Source organism: Rhizobium sp. 22-785-1 (genome assembly GCF_053521965.1).
Map to the genome: position 1 here is coordinate 444497 of NZ_JBNWDI010000003.1, position 17747 is coordinate 462243.

17 protein-coding genes are annotated in these 17747 nt (G+C 57.4%); 5 read left to right on the forward strand and 12 right to left on the reverse strand.

What is annotated here, in order from left to right; genetic code table 11:
* Positions 1–18: 18 nt before the first annotated feature.
* Genes ACQZ5M_RS09650 through ACQZ5M_RS09660 form a run of 3 tightly spaced genes read right to left on the reverse strand, consistent with a single transcriptional unit; the run spans position 19 to position 3255 of the window.
* Positions 19–1227, reverse strand: a complete 1209-nt coding sequence (locus ACQZ5M_RS09650; protein ID WP_296039154.1) for an ABC transporter substrate-binding protein — start codon at positions 1225–1227, stop codon at positions 19–21.
* Between the two features lie 52 nt (positions 1228–1279).
* On the reverse strand, positions 1280–2212 hold the full coding sequence (locus ACQZ5M_RS09655) for a sugar phosphate isomerase/epimerase family protein (RefSeq protein ID WP_449079578.1): 933 nt from the start codon (positions 2210–2212) through the stop codon (positions 1280–1282).
* Between the two features lie 8 nt (positions 2213–2220).
* Positions 2221–3255: a Gfo/Idh/MocA family protein gene (locus ACQZ5M_RS09660; protein ID WP_449079580.1), complete on the reverse strand. Its 1035-nt coding sequence runs from the start codon at positions 3253–3255 to the stop codon at positions 2221–2223.
* Between the two features lie 136 nt (positions 3256–3391).
* Between ACQZ5M_RS09660 and ACQZ5M_RS09665 the strand changes: the two genes are divergently transcribed.
* Positions 3392–4432, forward strand: a complete 1041-nt coding sequence (locus ACQZ5M_RS09665; protein WP_449079581.1) for a LacI family DNA-binding transcriptional regulator — start codon at positions 3392–3394, stop codon at positions 4430–4432.
* Between the two features lie 39 nt (positions 4433–4471).
* Here ACQZ5M_RS09665 and ACQZ5M_RS09670 read toward each other — a convergent pair whose 3' ends face one another.
* The 5 genes from ACQZ5M_RS09670 to ACQZ5M_RS09690 form a co-directional block, all read right to left on the reverse strand.
* Positions 4472–6475 carry an aldo/keto reductase gene (locus ACQZ5M_RS09670; RefSeq protein WP_449079582.1) on the reverse strand — a complete coding sequence of 668 codons (2004 nt, stop codon included), beginning with the start codon at positions 6473–6475 and terminating at the stop codon, positions 4472–4474.
* A gap of 35 nt (positions 6476–6510) precedes the next feature.
* On the reverse strand, positions 6511–7593 hold the full coding sequence (locus ACQZ5M_RS09675) for an ABC transporter ATP-binding protein (RefSeq protein ID WP_449079583.1): 1083 nt from the start codon (positions 7591–7593) through the stop codon (positions 6511–6513).
* A 15-nt stretch (positions 7594–7608) separates the two neighbouring features.
* Positions 7609–8445: a carbohydrate ABC transporter permease gene (locus tag ACQZ5M_RS09680; protein WP_449079584.1), complete on the reverse strand. Its 837-nt coding sequence runs from the start codon at positions 8443–8445 to the stop codon at positions 7609–7611.
* Positions 8442–9302, reverse strand: a complete 861-nt coding sequence (locus ACQZ5M_RS09685) for a carbohydrate ABC transporter permease (protein WP_296014219.1) — start codon at positions 9300–9302, stop codon at positions 8442–8444. Before ACQZ5M_RS09685 ends, ACQZ5M_RS09680 begins: the two co-directional genes overlap by 4 nt.
* A 91-nt stretch (positions 9303–9393) precedes the next feature.
* Positions 9394–10665 carry an ABC transporter substrate-binding protein gene (locus ACQZ5M_RS09690; RefSeq protein WP_449079585.1) on the reverse strand — a complete coding sequence of 424 codons (1272 nt, stop codon included), beginning with the start codon at positions 10663–10665 and terminating at the stop codon, positions 9394–9396.
* A gap of 86 nt (positions 10666–10751) precedes the next feature.
* Here ACQZ5M_RS09690 and ACQZ5M_RS09695 point away from each other — a divergent pair, with 86 nt between their 5' ends.
* The 4 genes from ACQZ5M_RS09695 (at position 10752) to recX (ending at position 14066) form a co-directional block, all read left to right on the forward strand.
* On the forward strand, positions 10752–11645 hold the full coding sequence (locus tag ACQZ5M_RS09695) for a helix-turn-helix domain-containing protein (protein ID WP_296014215.1): 894 nt from the start codon (positions 10752–10754) through the stop codon (positions 11643–11645).
* Between the two features lie 209 nt (positions 11646–11854).
* Entirely contained in the window at positions 11855–12085 is a 231-nt protein-coding gene (locus ACQZ5M_RS09700; protein WP_449079586.1) for a helix-turn-helix domain-containing protein, read from the forward strand.
* Between the two features lie 186 nt (positions 12086–12271).
* Complete coding sequence (locus tag ACQZ5M_RS09705) at positions 12272–13519, forward strand: adenylate/guanylate cyclase domain-containing protein (RefSeq protein WP_449079587.1); 1248 nt, start codon at positions 12272–12274, stop codon at positions 13517–13519.
* A gap of 1 nt (position 13520) precedes the next feature.
* Positions 13521–14066 (forward strand): recombination regulator RecX, encoded by a 546-nt coding sequence (recX, locus tag ACQZ5M_RS09710; protein ID WP_449079588.1) that lies wholly within the window; start codon positions 13521–13523, stop codon positions 14064–14066.
* Between the two features lie 10 nt (positions 14067–14076).
* On the opposite strand, the gene ACQZ5M_RS09715 is transcribed toward recX, so the two are convergent.
* From ACQZ5M_RS09715 to ACQZ5M_RS09730, 4 genes are all read right to left on the reverse strand, one after another.
* Positions 14077–14463, reverse strand: a complete 387-nt coding sequence (locus ACQZ5M_RS09715) for a c-type cytochrome (RefSeq protein WP_296039135.1) — start codon at positions 14461–14463, stop codon at positions 14077–14079.
* A gap of 101 nt (positions 14464–14564) precedes the next feature.
* The gene (locus tag ACQZ5M_RS09720; protein WP_296014207.1) at positions 14565–15095 is read right to left on the reverse strand and encodes a DUF992 domain-containing protein; all 531 of its coding nucleotides are present in this window, start codon (positions 15093–15095) and stop codon (positions 14565–14567) included.
* A 205-nt stretch (positions 15096–15300) separates the two neighbouring features.
* Positions 15301–16122, reverse strand: a complete 822-nt coding sequence (locus ACQZ5M_RS09725) for an endonuclease/exonuclease/phosphatase family protein (RefSeq protein ID WP_296014206.1) — start codon at positions 16120–16122, stop codon at positions 15301–15303.
* 48 nt (positions 16123–16170) lie between these two features.
* A complete protein-coding gene (locus ACQZ5M_RS09730) occupies positions 16171–17631 on the reverse strand; it encodes a phospholipase D-like domain-containing protein (protein WP_449079589.1) in 1461 nt (486 codons plus the stop codon).
* Between the last annotated feature and the right edge of the window lie 116 nt (positions 17632–17747).

Sequence of the window (17747 nt, forward strand, 5' to 3'; positions counted from 1 at the left end):
ACAGACAGATGCTGCGGATTATTTGCCCAGGATCTTGTCGATCGATTTCTGTGCCGTCGCCAGGGCATCTTCCGCCTTGGCCTGACCAGTCAGCGTCGTCTGAATGGCAACCTGAATCGCCTTTGAAATCTTCGACCAGTCGGGGCTTGGCCCGCGGTTGCGCGCAAACTTCATCGACTCTTCGAACACCTTGTAGGCCTGCGGGTATTTCGGGTCTTCGGTCTTGACCGGATAGGCCGGAACGTAACCGAACTCGTTCCAGACACGCGGCATCTGCTCATACATATATTCGATGAACTTGAAGGCTTCCTCCGGATGCTTGGAGTTGGCAACGATGACGTTGTCGCCCTCTCCAAGCGCGGAGGCATGCGGCGCGCCTTCCTTTGGAACAGGCAAGATCGCGACGCGATAGTCGAATTTCGCGTCCTGACTCATGCGCGGCAGCTCCCATGGGCCGGAAATGCTCATCGCAGCGTTGCCGGCATTGAAGGTGCCAGTGGAATCCCATTGACCACGGATCAGCGTGTCCTTGGACGCAAGCCCCTCGTCGATGAACTTCTTCCACAGTGTCAGCGCTTCGACACCGCCCGGGACATTGACCTTGTTGTAATCACCGCCCGCCATCTGCAGCCATGGCAGGAACTGGAACGTGCCTTCTTCGGTCGCTGCGGCGGAGAAGGCCAGGCCATAAACACCCTTATCCGGTTGCGTCAGCTTCTTGGCGGCATCGTAAAGCTCGTTCCATGTCTGCGGTGGTTTGTCCGGATCGAGGCCTGCGGCCTTGTACATGTCAGCATTATAGTAAAGCGCGATGGTGTTTGCGCCGCGTGGGATACCGTAGACGCCGTCCTTATAGGTAACGGAAGCGAGTGGGCCAGGCAGGATCTGGTCGAGCTTGATGACCGAGCTTTTTTCGATCATCGGCTTCATGTCGAGCAGCAGCTTGCGCGATGCAAAAAGCGCTACATCCGGATTGTCGATATAGGTAACGTCTGGCGCTTCACCCGTCGCCATGGCTTTCGCAAGTTCGTTGACCATATCCGGGAACTGAACCGAGCGGACGTTGACCTTGATGTCCGGGTTCTTGGCCGAGAATTCCTCCGCCATCTTGTAGTGGTACTCTCCCGGCCGATCGACGGTCCAGAGATTGATCTGAACCGGCTCCGCCCATGCGGGCGTCGACAATGCGGCAAGTGCAACTGCACCCATAAGCTTTGCAATAGTCATGATACTCCTCCTTTGATCATGATTGCGATGCCGGCCTCCACCGGCCTTATCCTTACAGAAGCGACGGGTCGCCGCCTCCATATTCTGCGGCGAGATCGACGAAGGCCCCTCCCCGGCTATGCTTCAGATAGTTGAGCGCATGGACCTGACCGGTCATTTCCAGCTGATCGCGATAGACTGGATCATGCCAGCCTTCGATGTCGATCGAGCCTGACCAGCCGGCCAGCCGAAGCTCGGAAATGATATTGGTCCAGTTGCTGTCGCCGAAGCCTGGTGTGCGCATGAAAACGAATGGGTGCTTGCCAAAGATGCCGTGTTCCTTGATCACATCCCAACGGACGGTCGCGTCCTTGCCATGGACGTGGAAAATCTTGTGCGCCCATTTGCGGATTTGCGGCAGCGGGTCGATCAGATAGACCATCTGGTGGCAGGGCTCCCACTCAAGACCGATATTATCGTCTGGCGTCTCGTTGAACATCAGCTCCCAGGCATCCGGATTGTGAGCGATGTTCCAGTCGCCCGTCTGCCAGTTGCCGTCCATGGCGCAGTTCTCAAACGCAATCTTCACACCCTTGTCGGCAGCGCGTTTCGCCAGCTCGCTCCAGATTTGCTTGTAGCGTGGCAAGCTCTCCGGCAAAGGTTTGCCCCGGACGCGACCGGTAAAACCTGCCACGCAGGTGGCGCCAAAATGATGGGCGTTGTCGATGCAGTCCTTCCAGCCTTGCAGGGTCTGGATATCCATGTCCGTCTCCTCCAGAGGGTTGCCGAACATGCCGAGCGTCGAAATGGTGATATCGCGATCACCGATCGCCTCGACGCAACGCTTGCCGAGCTCGGCCAGATCCTGGCCATTGGTCGTCTGCCAGAAGAACGGTTCGAAGCTCTCGAAACCGAGGTCGCCGATTTCAGAGATGCGCTCGGCGGCGTCTCCCTTTGTCGCACTGACCATGGTGCCGATACGGACGGATTTTGCTGGATCGCTCATATTAGACCTCAAATTTCGATAGGAACACGCTGACCAGTGCGGGCGCTTTCAATCGCGCCCATGACCATGGCCAAGCTTTTGATATTGTCGGACGAAACGGTCTCGGGAGCCGTACCGTTTTCGATCGCCCTAAGGAACGACAGGAGCACGCTCGCATGCCCTTGCGTCTGCTCCTCGTCCACAATTTCAGAAACGTTTACGGAAGACGCTCCACGCAGAAGACCGTTGTCTGTCCCCGCCAAGGACGCGGAGAAATTGCCTTCCCCATCCCACAGGATCATACCCTCAGATCCGACCAACCGCCATGTGCTTTCCCAACTCGTACGCTCGCCTTCGGCACACCAGGAGCCGCGATAGGTAAACACCACATCATTGGACAGTTCGAAGATCGCGTTGGCCGATGCGCCGTGAGCATACCAGGAGCCGGCAGGATTTTTCTCGACGCAGTAGACCGCAAGAGGATCCTGATCGGCCACGAAACGCGCTGCATCGAAGGTGTGGATTGCCATGTCCAGCAACAGCACATTCTGCATGTCTTCGCGGAAGCCGCCGAAGTGCGGCGCAAGAAAGAAGTCGCAGTGAATGGCGGTCAGCGCGCCGATGACCCTATCCTGAACGGCGCGGCGAAGTCGGCGTATACCTCTGATATATCGTCTGTTTTGAACTATCGAGTGAATTTTTCCGGCATCCGCTGCCAAGTCGATCAGCGTCTTCGCCTCTTTAAGAGAAGGCGCCATCGGCTTTTCGCTCAACACGTGGCACCCCGCCGCCAATGCGGTGGCGACCACGCTGAAACGCGCAGCAGGAATGACAACGTCGAAAACCACGTCTGCACTGGTTTTGGTAAGGACGTCCTCGAGGTCGTTGCCGATGACGACGTCGCGGAGCGAGAACTCGTCGGCTAGAGTTCGTGCCGCGGTTTCGTTCAAATCGACAAGACCGCAGATGCGGATTGAAGCCTGCAAATCTGGATGTGATTCAATCGCGCGCAGCCAGCCTTTGGCCATAGCTCCGCACCCGCACAAAACGGCTTTCAATGTCACATGATCCTCCCCGCTGCGCGCAAACTCCTCTTTGCGCAACCAGCTTTCGTAAACGTTTACGAGACTATGCTTAAGATGCTAGATGTGTCAAGACGATAGTGAAAGGCTTCTCAATTCCGGAGCCGGGAGGACATGCATGAAGGGCATACGCCAGCTCGCAGACTATCTGGATATCTCCATCGGCACCGTATCCCGCGCCTTGAACGGCAAGCCGGACGTGAATGACGACACCCGCCGCAAGGTTCTGGAGGCAGCCGAAAAGCTCGGTTATGTCGCGAACCAGTCTGGACGGAGTCTGAGACAGGGAACGACCAACGTCATTGGCCTGATGACAGGCAGCGATGCGCAGACTGTCGAGAATGCAGACAACTTCTTCCTCGGCCTGACGGATGGGCTGCAAAGCGTGTTTTCCGCCCACAATCTCGATCTCATTGTGCTGCCTTGTCCGGCCGAAGAAGATCCGGATGAATATTTAAAGCGGATGGTAGCGCGGCGCATGGTCGATGCGATGGTCATCTCCTCCACCAGCAGGATCGACAAGCGTGTCGATTTCCTCAAGCAGACACGGCTTCCCTTTGTCACTCTTGGGCGAACGGGTTCCAGCACCGATCACGCCTGGATCGATCTCGATTTCGAAGGCGTGGCGAGAACCGCCGTGCTTCGTCTTGCCGCTGCAGGTCATCGTTCAATAGCCGTTGCTGCACCAGATACCGATATCAACCTCGGCTACGTTTTTCTGGAGGGGTATCGCAAGGGTCTGCAGGAAGCTTCGCTCCCCTATGACGACCAACTCATCATCCGCGCCAAGTCCAGCGAACAGGGTGGCTATCACGCGGCAAGCGAATGGCTGCAAATGCGCCCACGCCCAACGGCGCTTATTCTGATCTACGAATTGATGGCAATCGGTCTCTACCGGCGCTTGGCCGAGGTCAACCTGCGCGCCGGACAAGATCTCGCTGTGATCGGCTTTCGCGAAGGACCGAGCGGCCAGTTTCTCGAGCCGAGGCTCACAAGTTTTCGAATGTCGCTGCGTGATCTCGGCGTCTCTGTCGGCAAGACCCTGCTGTCGACCATGCCGGCTTATAGCAGCTTTTACCCCGATCAGCCAAAAAACATCATCTGGCCGATGCAACTCATTGCGGGCGACAGCGATATCTCCGCCTCGCAATCCAAATGATATCCGGCCACCATTTGGAGGCCGGATATCCTCATTCACTCAAGCCTCCAGCCTACGGACCTGCTCAGGCGTCAGCTTGATGTCGAGCGCCGACAGGCTGTCTTCCAACTCGGCGATGGTCCGTGGACCGATCAGCGGGATGACCGGGAATGGCTGGGCGATCACATAGGCAAGTGCGATGTGGATCGGATGACGGCCAAGCTCCTTTGCGAGCTCGATGGCACGGTCACGGCGCTCGAAATTGCGCTCGGAGTACCAGACGCGCACGATCTCTTCGTCGTCGCGCTTGTCCCGGCCTGCTCTGTCCGTGAAGAAGCCTCGGCCTTGGCTTGACCAGGCAAAGTTCGGGATCTGGCGTTCTTTCGCCCACTCTTTCCAGGGCTCGTCAGACGCCGCCACGCATCCGGCCCAGATCGGCTCCAGCATCTCGGCCAGCGAGAAGTTGTTGGACAGCGCGCCGGGTGCTGTCTTGCCGGTCTTCTCAGCATAGGCAATCGCCTCATCCATGCGCTGGCGCGTCCAGTTCGAACCACCGAAAATGCCTCTGATGCGCCCGCGCTTCACCTCGGCATCCATGGCATCGACGAACTCGCCCACAGGGACATCGGTATTGTCGCGATGCATGAAATAGATGTCGACATAATCCGTCTTCAGCCGGTTCAAGGATTGGTCGAGCTGCTTGGCGATAACGTCAGGATAGCAAAGCGGCGAATGCGCTCCCTTGCCGATCAGCACGATTTCCTCGCGCGGAACATTGCGGCTGGTGTGCCAGTCGCCGAAGATCGCCTCGGTCTTGCCGCCGCCATAGACGAAGGCGGTATCGAAGAGATTGCCGCCCGCCTCGTAGAAGCTGTCGAGCGTCAGCGAGGCGGAGGCGAAGTTGGGAAAGAACTCGAAACCAAGCGCCACGACGGAGGCAGGCTTTGCAACGCCAGGAATCTGTCGCTTGGGCACGGAATTGCCGGGGGCGACCTTGCCGCCAGCGATGTTCAGAACCCGCTTGGCTGCGGTTTCCACGCCATATTCAAGGCCGACCGATGCCCGCCACTGATCCATGACCCTGAGGTTCCCGAGCGTATCGGCCCAGCTCATCCCCGGATAAGCAAATTCCTGTGATGTGTTGCGGATGGCCTCACCCGCCGCATTGACTTCGAACGAGTAAAGATAGCGATCTTCCGCCACATCGATGGTCTGGCGTTCCTTGCCCTTAATCACATCGATCTTGCCGACCCCGCCCTTGTGGCCGGAGGCGAACCAGAAGTCTGGCACTTCGATGCGCCCTTCAGAACCGATGATGCGCAGCACGTTATCCTGGTTTGCCATGATCGAGCAGGAGACTTCGGCTATGATATCATTCGGAAATTTCAGGACGGCGGACGCCCATTCATCGACGCCCGACTGACCGAGATGGGCGACGCCGGACACCTTGGTAGGCTCGATAAAAGGCTGACCGGAAGCGGCACCGGCAATTAGCCGTGCCATGGAAACCGGATAGCCTCCGACATCGAGAATGCCGCCACCGGCACTCTCATTGGCAAAAAGCCGATGATCAGCGCGGAAGCTGCCCATGCTGAAGCCGAAACTGGAACGGATAATCCGCACCTCGCCAATCGCGCCGCTCTTGACCAAATCGACAATCTTGGCGGTCTGCGGATGCAGCCGGTACATATAGGCTTCGCCAACGAAGACCCCTGCCTTCTTGGCCTCATGAAAAATGGCATCGGCATCATAGGCCGAAAGCGCAATCGGCTTTTCCACCAGCACATGCTTGCCCGCGCGGATCGCCTTGATGGCCCATTCCGCATGGCCGGTGTGCGGGGTTGAAATGTAGACCGCGTCGATCTCGGCATCCGATAACAGCGCGTCGTAGCCACTGACGATGCGAGCGCCGGGGAAGCCATCGCTCAGGCCCGGGCGGTCGGGGTTACGCGTCGCGATCGCGACTAGCTTGCCGGTGGTGGAGTGTGCAACGCCTTCGGCAAAGGTCTTTGCGATGGTGCCAGGTCCGATGATACCCCAGCGTATGGGTTGAAGGTCGGGCATTGTAGTCCTCATCTGCTTTTGATGGAAAAATGGGGTCAGCGTAGGCGCTTGCCACCGCTGTCGAAAAGGAAAGCCTTGTTGGCAGGAACGGAGACGGTAAGCCGATCGAGTTTACCGACATGCCGGGACTCGGGTCGCTCGATGACCAGCGGTAGCTGCTCCGCCAGATGGGCGTAGACATAGCTGGTGTTACCCAGATGTTCCACGACATCTACCGCGACCGTCAAATCGGCAGCCTTGCCGGCATCCTCGAAATGCTCGGGACGAATGCCGAGAATTATAAGCGATCCGGTTCCGGGCCGTGCTGCAATCGGCAAGGTCAAAGAGAATGACGGCGCGTGGTCGAGGGTGATGGTTACGCCCTCGGCGGCCTCGCCAGTGACGATGCCCGGCAGAAAATTCATCTTTGGCGATCCGACGAAGCCTGCAACAAATCGGTTTTCAGGATCATCATAGAGATCGAGCGGCGCACCGACCTGCTCGATCTTGCCACCGCGCAGCACCACAATCTTGTCGGCAAGCGTCATGGCTTCCGTCTGATCGTGGGTCACGTAGATCATCGTGGTCCCGAGTTGCTTATGCAGCTTGGAGATTTCCACGCGCATCTGCACACGCAGCTCCGCATCGAGATTTGAAAGCGGTTCGTCGAACAGAAACACCTGCGGTTCGCGCACGATGGCCCGACCGATGGCAACACGCTGCCGCTGGCCGCCGGAAAGCTGCTTTGGCCTGCGCTGCATCAACTCGTTGATCTGAAGAATTTCGGCGGCACGCCGCACACGGGCTTCTGTATCCGTCTTCGGATTGCCGTTCATGCGAAGGCCGAAGGAGAGGTTTTCTTCGACCGTCATATGCGGATAGAGCGCGTAGGATTGGAAGACCATCGCTATGCCACGATCGGCAGGTTCGGCATCGTTGACGACCTCACCACCAATGCTGATCTCACCGTCGGAAATATCCTCAAGACCGGCAATCATGCGCAGAAGAGTTGATTTACCGCAGCCGGAGGGGCCGACGAAAACAACGAACTCGCCGTCCTCGATCTCCAGGTTCGCACCATGGATGACCTCCAGCGAACCATAACGTTTGACGACGTTTTTAAGTGAAAGTCCCGCCATGCGGCTCCTCCCGGATTACTTGACGGCGCCGGCAGAGATGCCGGCGATGAAGTGGCGCTGCAACACCACGAAGATGACGAGAATGGGTGCGGTGAGCAGAACAGCACCTGCCATGATACCACCCCAGGAAACCTTGGTGAGCCCGATCAACGTGCCGAGGGCGACAGGTGCGGTCATCATGCCAGGCCGCGAATTGATCAGCAGTGGCCAGAGGTAGTTGTTCCAGGATGCCAGGAACAGGATGATCGAAAGGGCGGCCATCGCCGGTCGCGCAAGCGGCAGCGCGATGCGCAGGAAGATTTGCCACTCCTTTACCCCTTCCACACGCGCTGCATCGAAAAGCTCACCCGGCATCATGGTGAAAGACTGGCGCATGAAGAGCACGCCGAGCGAGTTGAACAGCGGTGGCACGATCAGCGCTACCCATGTGTTGGCAAGCTTGAATTCGCGCGCCACCATAATGAACTGCGGAATGACCACGACCGCATAGGGCAAGGTGATCGTACCGATAATGATGGCGACAACCACCGAACGTCCGGCGAAGCGATAGCGCGCCAAGGCCCATCCGGCCATCGAGGTCAGCATGACGGAAAGAACCGTGTAGACCACCGCTACCGTGATCGAGATGAACATCGCCCGCAGAAAATCGGTATCGGCCTGAAGGTTCTGGAAATTCTCGATGAAATGCGTCGACGGGATCAACTCGATATTTGGGCTGAAGATGCCGTAATCCGGCATGGTGGAGAAGACGAACATCATCCACAGCGGGAAGAGCCAGATCAGCGCAAGCGGCGTCAGCGTCGCGTGCAGTGCTATTTTCTGCCAGAGAAGCGATCTCGATTTCGACCTCATTTCTGCTCCCTCCCGACCCAGAGATTGAAGAGCGATATGACGATGGCAAGCGCTGCGATCGTATAGGCAATCGCCGAGGCATAGCCGAAATTGAGCGAGGTGAAGCCCTGGCGGTAGAGGAAGATGCCAAGCGTCTCTGTTCCGCCACCCGGCCCACCGCGATTGGTGATAAGGAAAGGCTCGGTGAAGAGCTGCATCGTCCCGATGACCGACAACACCATGCAGAAGATGATGATGGGTTTGAGAAGCGGCAGCGTGATGTGAAAGAATTGTTGGCGCTTGCTGACCCTGTCTAGCCGCGCCGCCTCATAGACGTCGCCTGGAATGGATTGCAGGCCAGCAAGAATGATGATCGCGTTATAGCCCGCCCACCGCCACGTCACGGCGATAATGATCAGCGCCATGGCGGCTGTGGCATTGTCGAACCACGATATGGGTGGGAGGCCGACATTCACCAGCATCTTGTTGATGATGCCGAAATCGGCACTGAACATCAGACGGAAGACGGCAGCATAGGCAACCTCACCCACGACAACCGGGGCGAAGAAGGCAAAGCGGTAAAGCGGTCTTGCCTTCAGCATGGGAGAATTGAGCAGCACGGCCATGATGGTGGCCAGCGCGATCATGATCGGCACCTGAATGACGAGGATGATCAGCGTGTTGTAAAGTGCGTTGTAGAATGCCGGGTCGCCGATCAGACGGCCCCAGTTCATCGTCGGCGCAAAGCGCCACGGATTGACGCGTGTGTTCTGGAACGACAGCAGAAACGAATTGATGATTGGCCAGAGCCAGAACGTCGTGAAGATCAAAAGATAGGGCGCGAGAAACGCGTAGGCGACCCTGGTTCTGATGGGCATCTTCACCTCCCGAATGATGATTGTGCATGAAGGCTGAGCCTATCCGGGCGCCCCATGCAAGGGGCGCCCGGCTCTGGTTCAGCTTGGGAGATCACTGTGCAGCCAGAAGACCCGTTGCGGATTCGATCTGCTTGGCGGCATCGTCGAGTGCCGTCTTGGCGTCCGGGTAACCGCCCGCCAGATATTTGGTCTGGACCGCACGGTAGATGCCTTCCGCATCCGACTGATAGGCCGTGCCTCTGCTCGGCTTGATCTTCGGCAGGGTCGCCAGAATATCCGTCCATACGGCCTGCCCGCCCCAATAGGGTTGCGGCTCCTTGACGAACGGATCGTTGACGGCAGACAGGAGCGACGGAACGAGGCCGAAGGATTTCAGCATCGTCACCTGGCCTTCATTCGTTGTCAGCGCATAGTCGACGAATTTCCACGCCGCTTCCTTGTCCTTGGAGACGGAGCTGATGGCAAGCGACGAGCCACCGAGGTTGGCCGCCCGAGGACCATCTGCCGTTAGGCTCGGCATAGGATAGACGCCCCACTTGCCGGAAAGGTCCGGAGAGCCGGAGCGGATCGAGCCTTCGTACCAGCCTCCATACATCTGGCTCGCGACCTTGCCTGCCGTGTTGGCCTGGATCTTTTCATCCCAGATCGCGGCTGTGATGATGCCCGCATCCTTCATCTGCTTCAGCTTTTCCAGCGTCGCAACGCAGGCCGGCTGATTGATGGTGATGGATTGCCCATCTGTCGAAAAGTAACCGCAGCCCTGCTCATTGGAGATCATGCGGAACCATTCGCTATCACCATTGAAGTCGGCCTGCGTCATGACCACGCCGGGATTGGCCTCCATGACCTTCTTGCCGGCGGCAATGAAATCGTCCCAGGTCTTGATGGTCGCCGGATCGACACCGGCCTTTTCATAGAAGTCACGGCGGTAGAAAACGGCAACAGGACCGGAGTCCCACGGAACGGCATAGGCGACGCCATCGACTTCCAGTTCCGTGCGTTTAAATTCAGGGAAAAGCGCCTGCTTTTCAGGCGTGTAACCGAGCGCGGTGACATCGGTAAAGCAATCCGGAAAGCGGCTCCAGAAAACTTCGGCCTCAAAGTTTTCAACGGTTACGATATCCGGCAGGCCCTCCCCGCCAGCGGCACAGGCGGCGAGCGCCTTATCATAAACCTGATTGTTACCAAGATCCTGCACATCCACCTTGATGTCTGGATTGGCCTTGTTGAAGCCTTCCAAGGTAGATTTCAGCGCCGATGCGGCAACGTTCCAGCTCCAGATCGTGATGGTGGTTTGTGCGGATGCGGGTGCTGCCGCAAGCAGGGCAAGCGATACCGCCACGCCCGTCAATTTTAAGCACATTGAAAACCTCCCTTTTTCAATTGCCGTTCTTAAGCGAACATGCGCAGATTAGCGGGGTGGCGAAATCTGTCTCGTAAAAAGGGAACGTGAATTTGTCGAAAAGTAAGATCGATGAAAAAGCCGTCTATCAGCCGGGCGCGAGCAGCATCGAAGGGTGGCCAACGACGCTGCAGTTTTTCTACGACCATCCGCCCGTCATGCTGATGCCGCACTGGCACGCGCAGGTCGAAGTCAATTATGTCATGTCGGGAAGCGTTCACTATCGCATGGGCGACCATACGTTCCGGATGTGCGCCGGGCAGATGTGCCTGTTCTGGGGCGGGCAACCGCATCAAATGGACGAATCCTCAGATGATTCCTTTTACGCTGGCGCACATCTGCCGCTTTTTCACTTCTTCCGAATGCGCTTGCCACCGGCTGTATCGGCCATGCTGATGGGTGGCGCCACTATGCTGACCGACGTCACAGGAAAGGCGGATGACGAGAACTTCGCCCGATGGCGGGAATATGCTAAATCCGGCGATACGGCAAAGGCGCAACATGCCGTCGAGGAGTTGATCCTGCGCGTCGAGCGCATGTTCATGGAGCCCTACGACGTGATCTCTTCGGCTGCCTCAGCCGCCAATACCACGAGCCAGGAAAACGCTGCATCTGTTGCCGTTGCACGCATGTGCGATTTTATCGCCGCCAACTTCCTCGACGATATCGATGCGACGGATATTGCCCGAGTGGCCAACCTGCACCCGAAATATGCCATGAACCTGTTCCGCAAATCGACGGGCATGACGCTGATGAAATATCTGACGCTTCTGCGCCTGTCACGTGCGCAGGCCATGCTGGTCAATGGCAAGGAGAGCATTCTGAGCATCGCGATGGAAAGCGGCTTTGGATCGGTCAGCGCATTCAACAAGGCGTTTCGCCAGATTGCCGGTATTCCGCCGTCAGGCTTCCGGCGCGGCAGCAATGGCTATTTTCAATAGCCGCAGGACTATTGCGCTCTGAAGCCTGCGACGGACCGTGATATGGCAAAACCGTTAATCGCAATTTAACTATTGCATGTGCGTCAAAGATGGCTATTTTCCCTGCTGCGCTGCAACATCATCTCTCCTTTGCAGCGCAGTCGCATGCAATCAACGCGACGGCACTCGCCGCCGACACGTCCGTGTCCATTCTTTCAGGGAGATTTTCAATGACGATTTCCGTCTCAACATCTTTTACATCACACGAAGCCAATGCGCCTTTTGCAGGTAAAATCGTTTCAGCCCGTAATGCGGCAGGCTATACGGTCGATCAACTGGCCTTGACCTGTGGACTGACAACTCAGGAAATTCTTGCGCTTGAAACGGGCGCAGACAGCGACCCATCGCGCCTCAAGCGCGTTGCCAACGCGCTCCAGATTCCTCTGGCTGCCGTTCTTTAAAGACCTGAACACACGCCGATCGACGAAGGGCGCTTGCGGCTAATGCCAAATGCAAGCGCCTTTTTCACATACAATATTTCTTATCCTCTTCGCTCTTCCATTTTCCGCTATGATGCACCAAATGCCCTGCATGGAGTGGGAGCGCTGCCGCCTCTTCAAGCATGCTAAGGCGGAGGAGGCGAGCATATGGCCCTTGTTGACAGCGTAGAGATTTCAGACCCAGTCGAAAACAAAGCGCTCTGGCCACACCAGAGAAGTAACGTGCTCGACTGGCTCGTCACACAGACCAGCGGCAATCGCTATATCGACAATATCTTCGTCGAAATGTGCTTGCGCCTGAGAGATCAGGGCGTCTCTATTGCACGCGCATCGATGAACTTCCTCGTCCAGCATCCACAATGGCGCGGCGCTCGTATCCTTTGGCGCAACGGCGAGCCGGAAGCCGCATTCGACACCTATGCCTATGGCAGCGAAACGGCGGCGGAATATCTGAACAGCCCCTTGTACGATATCCATAACGGGGCGGAGGAAGTCCGTCAGGCGCTCCATGGACCGGGCGTCATCGAGCGGGACTACCAGATTTATCGCGATCTACGCCAAGAAGGCCTGACAGACTATGTGGCTTGGCCGCTTCAACACACATTCGGCAAGCGCCATGTGGTGACATTTGCCAGCGACCGGCCGAACGGATTTCTGGCCTCCGAAATCGAAGCGCTGAAAAGTCTGGTGCCTGCGATCGCGCTGGTTTCAGAAATTCGTCTGAAAAATCGTATGGCTCGCACATTGCTTGAAACCTATGTCGGGCCCCATGCCAGTCAGGAAATTCTGGACGGCGCAACCCGCAGAGGAAGCGGCAACACGGTGAGCGCTGTCATCATGATCTGCGATTTGCGGGACTTTACCCGGATCTCCGACTTGTGGCCGCGCGATGACGTGATCGAATTGCTGAACGGCTATTTCGATGCGATGGCGGAGCCGATCGAGAAAAACGGCGGTGAAATCCTAAAATTCATGGGCGATGGCCTGCTGGCAATATTCCCGTTGAACAATGCCGATGCCGCAACCAATCTGATTGCAGCTATTGGTGAGGCGCAGGAAGGGCTTAAAAAGCTGAATGAAAACAATATCAAAAGAGGCCATGAGCCCTTCGGCTACGGGATTGGCGTTCACGTCGGCGATGTCATGTACGGCAATATCGGCTCCCGGACCCGTCTCGATTTCACGGTGATTGGCCCGGCAGTCAATATCGCTTCACGGCTGGAAACCCTGACGAAGACCGTCGGCAGGCGCGTTCTTCTGTCCGAGGACTTCGTCAGCATGCTGGAGGACAAGAGCACGTTCGAGAGCCTCGGCCCGCGCCTGCTGCGAGGCCTTGAACATCCGATCGGTGTCTACGCCCTGCGAAACTCCACGATCGACCCACCCACGGCATGACATGAGCGACGACGAGACTGAAAGCGCCCCAACGAGCCGGATGCTGTCCTGGGCCAGAAATTCCACGATCTATCGTCTCGAAAAGCGGATGATGACGGAGCGCCAGCTGTTCGACGCCATTTCACGTAAGGCAAAGGAGAAGTTCCAGGATATTTCCTCATCACAGGTGCAGGCGCTTGCCGAGTCAGCGGTTCGCTTTGCCTATGAGATCAAGGCGCTCGACGATAATGCCTTTGCCGAAATCACCACGCGCTCTGGCGTCAGGAGCGGCAGATCCAGGCGCGCCATTGCACAGAAACTGACCCAGAAAGGCGTGAGTAGAGATATTGCAGAGCACGCACTTGCAGACAGCGACGATCTCTACGCAGCCGTCGTTCTGGCGCGCAAGCGACGCTTCGGTCCGTTTCGCCGGGACGATGAGGTGGATGAAAAACGCATGAGCAAGGAAATCTCGGCATTTGCCCGCAACGGCTACAGTTTCGACATCGCTAATCGGGTGTATGCCATGTCCATCGAGGACGCAGAGGAGATCCTCGATTCGCGATGATCAAAAGGCGTCACGGCGCAGGCTTTGTCTTCAGATAGGCAATGATATTGTCGATTTCGGTGGCGCTCCACAGACCGAAGAAGCGCATAGAAGTGCCAGGTACCTTCTTCTTTGGGCTGGAGAGAAACTCTCTTAATGCCGCTTCATCCCAGACAAGACCGCTGGCTCCAGCGTCCTTCATCGCTTGCGAGTAATTGGGATAATCCGCCACGGAGCCGGCACGACGACCGACGACACCCATCAGATGCGGACCAAGGCGTGTTCGGGGGTTGTCGATGTTGTGGCAACTCGCGCATTTGCCAAAAGCACGTTCACCTTCCACCGGATCGCCTTCGGCGCTGACGCTCGCGACAGACAACGTCAGCAGAAACGCTGCGGCAGATAGGGTCGCCTTCATGAAACTCCTCGTTCGCTCTCACAGAAATGCCCTCCCAGCCATTACAGCGAGAAGGGCAGTCTCTTTCATGCGGCATTTTGACGTGGCCGCAGAAATGACGATCAACCGTTGGCCGGTGTCAGGGTGACCGAAGTGCCCGTTGCGGCGAGGTTCAGACCAACCTGGCCGGTGACGCTGACGGTCTGAAGCTGGATGGAGCCAGCCGTGCCACCGACCAGAACGTTTGCACCGACGCCAACACCAAGCGTCGCTTCAGCCGTAGCGCCCTGATAGAGGCCGGAGAGCGAACCGCGATGGTAGCCGGCGGTCGGAGCGAACACGGCCCATACGAGCTTTCCTTGCGTGGTGAAGCCCAGGTCAACACCCATCTTACGGATGACGCCAGTGTAGACGTCCGTGCGACGCGCGCCAACCGTGGACTTGAACGTGCATTCCAGTTCCTTGGCAGAACCGATGACATAGCCGACACCTCCGCCAACGTCGCAGGTCAGGTAACCAATCTTGACGCCGTTGCGATCATCGCTGTCCTGATAGGTCTCGCGATAAGGCGCCAGATCTGCGGCGACCGCGCTCAAAGGACCGCTCAGTCCAAGCGTGACAGCGGCAAACGTTACGGCAAAAGTCTTTTTCATCTGTTTTCTCCTGTTTAATTATGACCCGCGGCAGCCCGGATGTCTTTGTTGAACATTCAATTGCGCACCACCAAGATTGGTTCCAACGAAATGGTTCGAACCGTTCGAGGCAAACGGGGATTCTTTGCAATCGTCCCTATTGCGGTATCTGAGTAGGCATCTATTTGGGCGGGATCAGGGCATTTTAAAACAGCATGATGCAGGTCTACTTCGCCACAGGACCATCCAGGAGTGCGGTATTGATCGTCGCCTTCAAAGGCAAATGATCGGAGGCCACACGCGCTAGAGCGCTATCGTGCGCTTCGACCTTCTCGATCATGCCGTCACGATTGGCAATGATCCGATCCAGCGCAAGCACTGGCAGCCCCGAAGGAAAACTCGGCACTGCGGGCGGCAAAGTGCCGAAGGCATCACGAAAGGTATTGAGAGATGACCCGTTACCAAGCCGCCATTCATTCAGGTCGCCCATCAGCACGGTCGGCTGTGTCTCACGCGCGTTGAGCAGTTCCACCAGGGCTCGAGCCTGTTGCGCGCGAGAGTGCCGCAGCAAGCCGAAATGCGCTGCTATCACACGCAAGGTTCCAGCCGCCTTTAGATCGAGCTCCACGACTAGCGCGCCGCGAGGCTCCAGCCCTGGAAGCTTGACCGTATGAACGTCGCGGACGGCACCTTCGCGAAACAGCACGACGTTGCCATGCCAGCCATGCGCCTTGCTGCCCCCGGAAACCGGCACCGGGGTAAGACCGCAATCACGTTCAAGCCGTCCGAGATCCAGAAGGCCCGTTCGTTCCCCGAAACGGCTGTCCGCCTCCTGCAATGCGACCACATCGGCCCGCAACTCGTGGATCACCTTGCTGATCCGGTCGGGATCGAATTTGCCATCACGACCGACGCACTTGTGAACATTGTAGGATGCAACGACGGGGGAGGTTTGCTCTGCCGCAATCTGGTCCGGACATCGCCTGTTCTTGCGGTTGCGCAGCGACGACATAAAGACTGCGGGGAGGCTATCGTTCTTCGGTCGCATCGGTTTCCTGTCTTGGATCGCGTGAAGGGTTTCAACTCGATCCCGGTGTCAAAGGTAAGGCGAAGCCAGCCACAATATCCGCTCTGTGAGACGAACAAAAAACGGTCTGGCCCTCAGTTCATCCAGCTTTACCGGTATCGCGCCCTCCATGGCAGTCGCCATGCGCTCCGAGACCGTCGTTGCAAAGCCCTCGTCGAGAACTTCCATATCCACCTCAAAGTTCAATCTAAGCGAACGCGGATCGAGATTAGAGGAACCGACATAGGACCAGCGGTCGTCGATCACCAGCAGTTTGGAGTGGTTGAAGGGGCCCGTGGCACGCCAGATCCGGCAGTAACTCCTCAGCAACTGGTCGAACTGCGCCGTCATCGCCCCGTCGACCAGCATGAGATTATTGGTCGCCGGAACAATGATATCGACAATAACACCTCGTCTTGCCGCCGTCGTGAGGGCGGAAATCAGTTCGCGATCCGGCAGGAAATAGGGCGACATGATGCGGATAGAGGAACGGGCAATGGAAAAAGCGCCCATAAGCATCTTATGGCTGGTCTCGATGCTGTTATCGGGACCGGAAGCCACCGCGCGCATCAGGAGCGGATGACCGGGAATGCCGTTCGGTATGGTGACATCCCAGACAGGTCCGTCAAGACGCTCGCCACTGGCAAAGCCCCAATCCTCGGCGGCCACGGTGAAAAGGTCAGATACCACCGGCCCCTGGACCTTGAAATGGGTATCATGTGATTGCTTGTCGCCATGGAACTCGCGTGTGAAGCCTTCGCGAATATTCATGCCCCCGGTAAACGCAACCTTGCCATCGACGATCAGTATCTTGCGGTGCGTGCGCAGATTTGCATAGGGCAGCCGAAGCCCCATGATGACATTGCCGTTGAAGACAGCGGAGGGAATTTCTTCCAGCCGCAGCTTCGATAGTATGCTTGGCACAGAGTATCGCGCACCCACGGCGTCGACCAGAACACGGACTTCGACGCCCCTCTCCCTGGCCCGGGCCAGAGCTGCGACGAACCTCAGTCCTATCCGGTCGTGATCGAGAATATAGGTTTCCAGGATGATTGAACGACGGGCAAGACCGATGGCTTCGAGCATGGCCGCATAGGCCTGATCTCCATCGGACAGCGTTTCGATGGTGTTGCCGGTCGTCAGCGCCGCGCGCGTCACGCGGTCGCCAACAGTCTTCATGGCGACGAAACGGCGACCGAAACGCTCGACGACAAGACTGTTATCGGCATCGAAACGCGCCACCCGGTCCATGATCGTGCCATGCATCAACGATCGTTGTTGCCCCAGCGTGTTACGGCGGATGCGGTTGATGCCGGCGATGGCATAGAGCAAAGCGCCGATGATGGGAGAAAGCACAATAACGCCCACCCAGCCGAGGGCTGAACGGACTTCCTGCTTGGTCATGGTCGCATGCACCGCAGCCACAGTCCCCATGACAAGCGAGAGCAGTGCGAGAACGTGGGGCCAGTAAGCTTCAAACAATGCGATCATGCCATCAATATAGCGATGAAGGACCAAGCCGCAACGACCTGAATTGCGAGAGAAAACAACTGACTTGTAATCAAATCCAATTTACCTTAGGACCGTTCGACATCATGCAAATCGGT

What these genes read in the sequence shown, in the direction of transcription:
- ACQZ5M_RS09715 (WP_296039135.1), bottom strand. Translation starts at nt 14,463, where the DNA reads ATGAAGGCGACCCTATCTGCCGCAGCGTTTCTGCTGACGTTGTCTGTC.
- ACQZ5M_RS09650 (WP_296039154.1), bottom strand. Translation starts at nt 1,227, where the DNA reads ATGACTATTGCAAAGCTTATGGGTGCAGTTGCACTTGCCGCATTGTCG.
- ACQZ5M_RS09725 (WP_296014206.1), bottom strand. Translation starts at nt 16,122, where the DNA reads ATGCGACCGAAGAACGATAGCCTCCCCGCAGTCTTTATGTCGTCGCTG.
- recX (WP_449079588.1), top strand. Translation starts at nt 13,521, where the DNA reads ATGAGCGACGACGAGACTGAAAGCGCCCCAACGAGCCGGATGCTGTCC.
- ACQZ5M_RS09690 (WP_449079585.1), bottom strand. Translation starts at nt 10,665, where the DNA reads ATGTGCTTAAAATTGACGGGCGTGGCGGTATCGCTTGCCCTGCTTGCG.
- ACQZ5M_RS09670 (WP_449079582.1), bottom strand. Translation starts at nt 6,475, where the DNA reads ATGCCCGACCTTCAACCCATACGCTGGGGTATCATCGGACCTGGCACC.
- ACQZ5M_RS09675 (WP_449079583.1), bottom strand. Translation starts at nt 7,593, where the DNA reads ATGGCGGGACTTTCACTTAAAAACGTCGTCAAACGTTATGGTTCGCTG.
- ACQZ5M_RS09655 (WP_449079578.1), bottom strand. Translation starts at nt 2,212, where the DNA reads ATGAGCGATCCAGCAAAATCCGTCCGTATCGGCACCATGGTCAGTGCG.
- ACQZ5M_RS09700 (WP_449079586.1), top strand. Translation starts at nt 11,855, where the DNA reads ATGACGATTTCCGTCTCAACATCTTTTACATCACACGAAGCCAATGCG.
- ACQZ5M_RS09665 (WP_449079581.1), top strand. Translation starts at nt 3,392, where the DNA reads ATGAAGGGCATACGCCAGCTCGCAGACTATCTGGATATCTCCATCGGC.
- ACQZ5M_RS09705 (WP_449079587.1), top strand. Translation starts at nt 12,272, where the DNA reads ATGGCCCTTGTTGACAGCGTAGAGATTTCAGACCCAGTCGAAAACAAA.
- ACQZ5M_RS09680 (WP_449079584.1), bottom strand. Translation starts at nt 8,445, where the DNA reads ATGAGGTCGAAATCGAGATCGCTTCTCTGGCAGAAAATAGCACTGCAC.
- ACQZ5M_RS09730 (WP_449079589.1), bottom strand. Translation starts at nt 17,631, where the DNA reads ATGATCGCATTGTTTGAAGCTTACTGGCCCCACGTTCTCGCACTGCTC.
- ACQZ5M_RS09685 (WP_296014219.1), bottom strand. Translation starts at nt 9,302, where the DNA reads ATGCCCATCAGAACCAGGGTCGCCTACGCGTTTCTCGCGCCCTATCTT.
- ACQZ5M_RS09720 (WP_296014207.1), bottom strand. Translation starts at nt 15,095, where the DNA reads ATGAAAAAGACTTTTGCCGTAACGTTTGCCGCTGTCACGCTTGGACTG.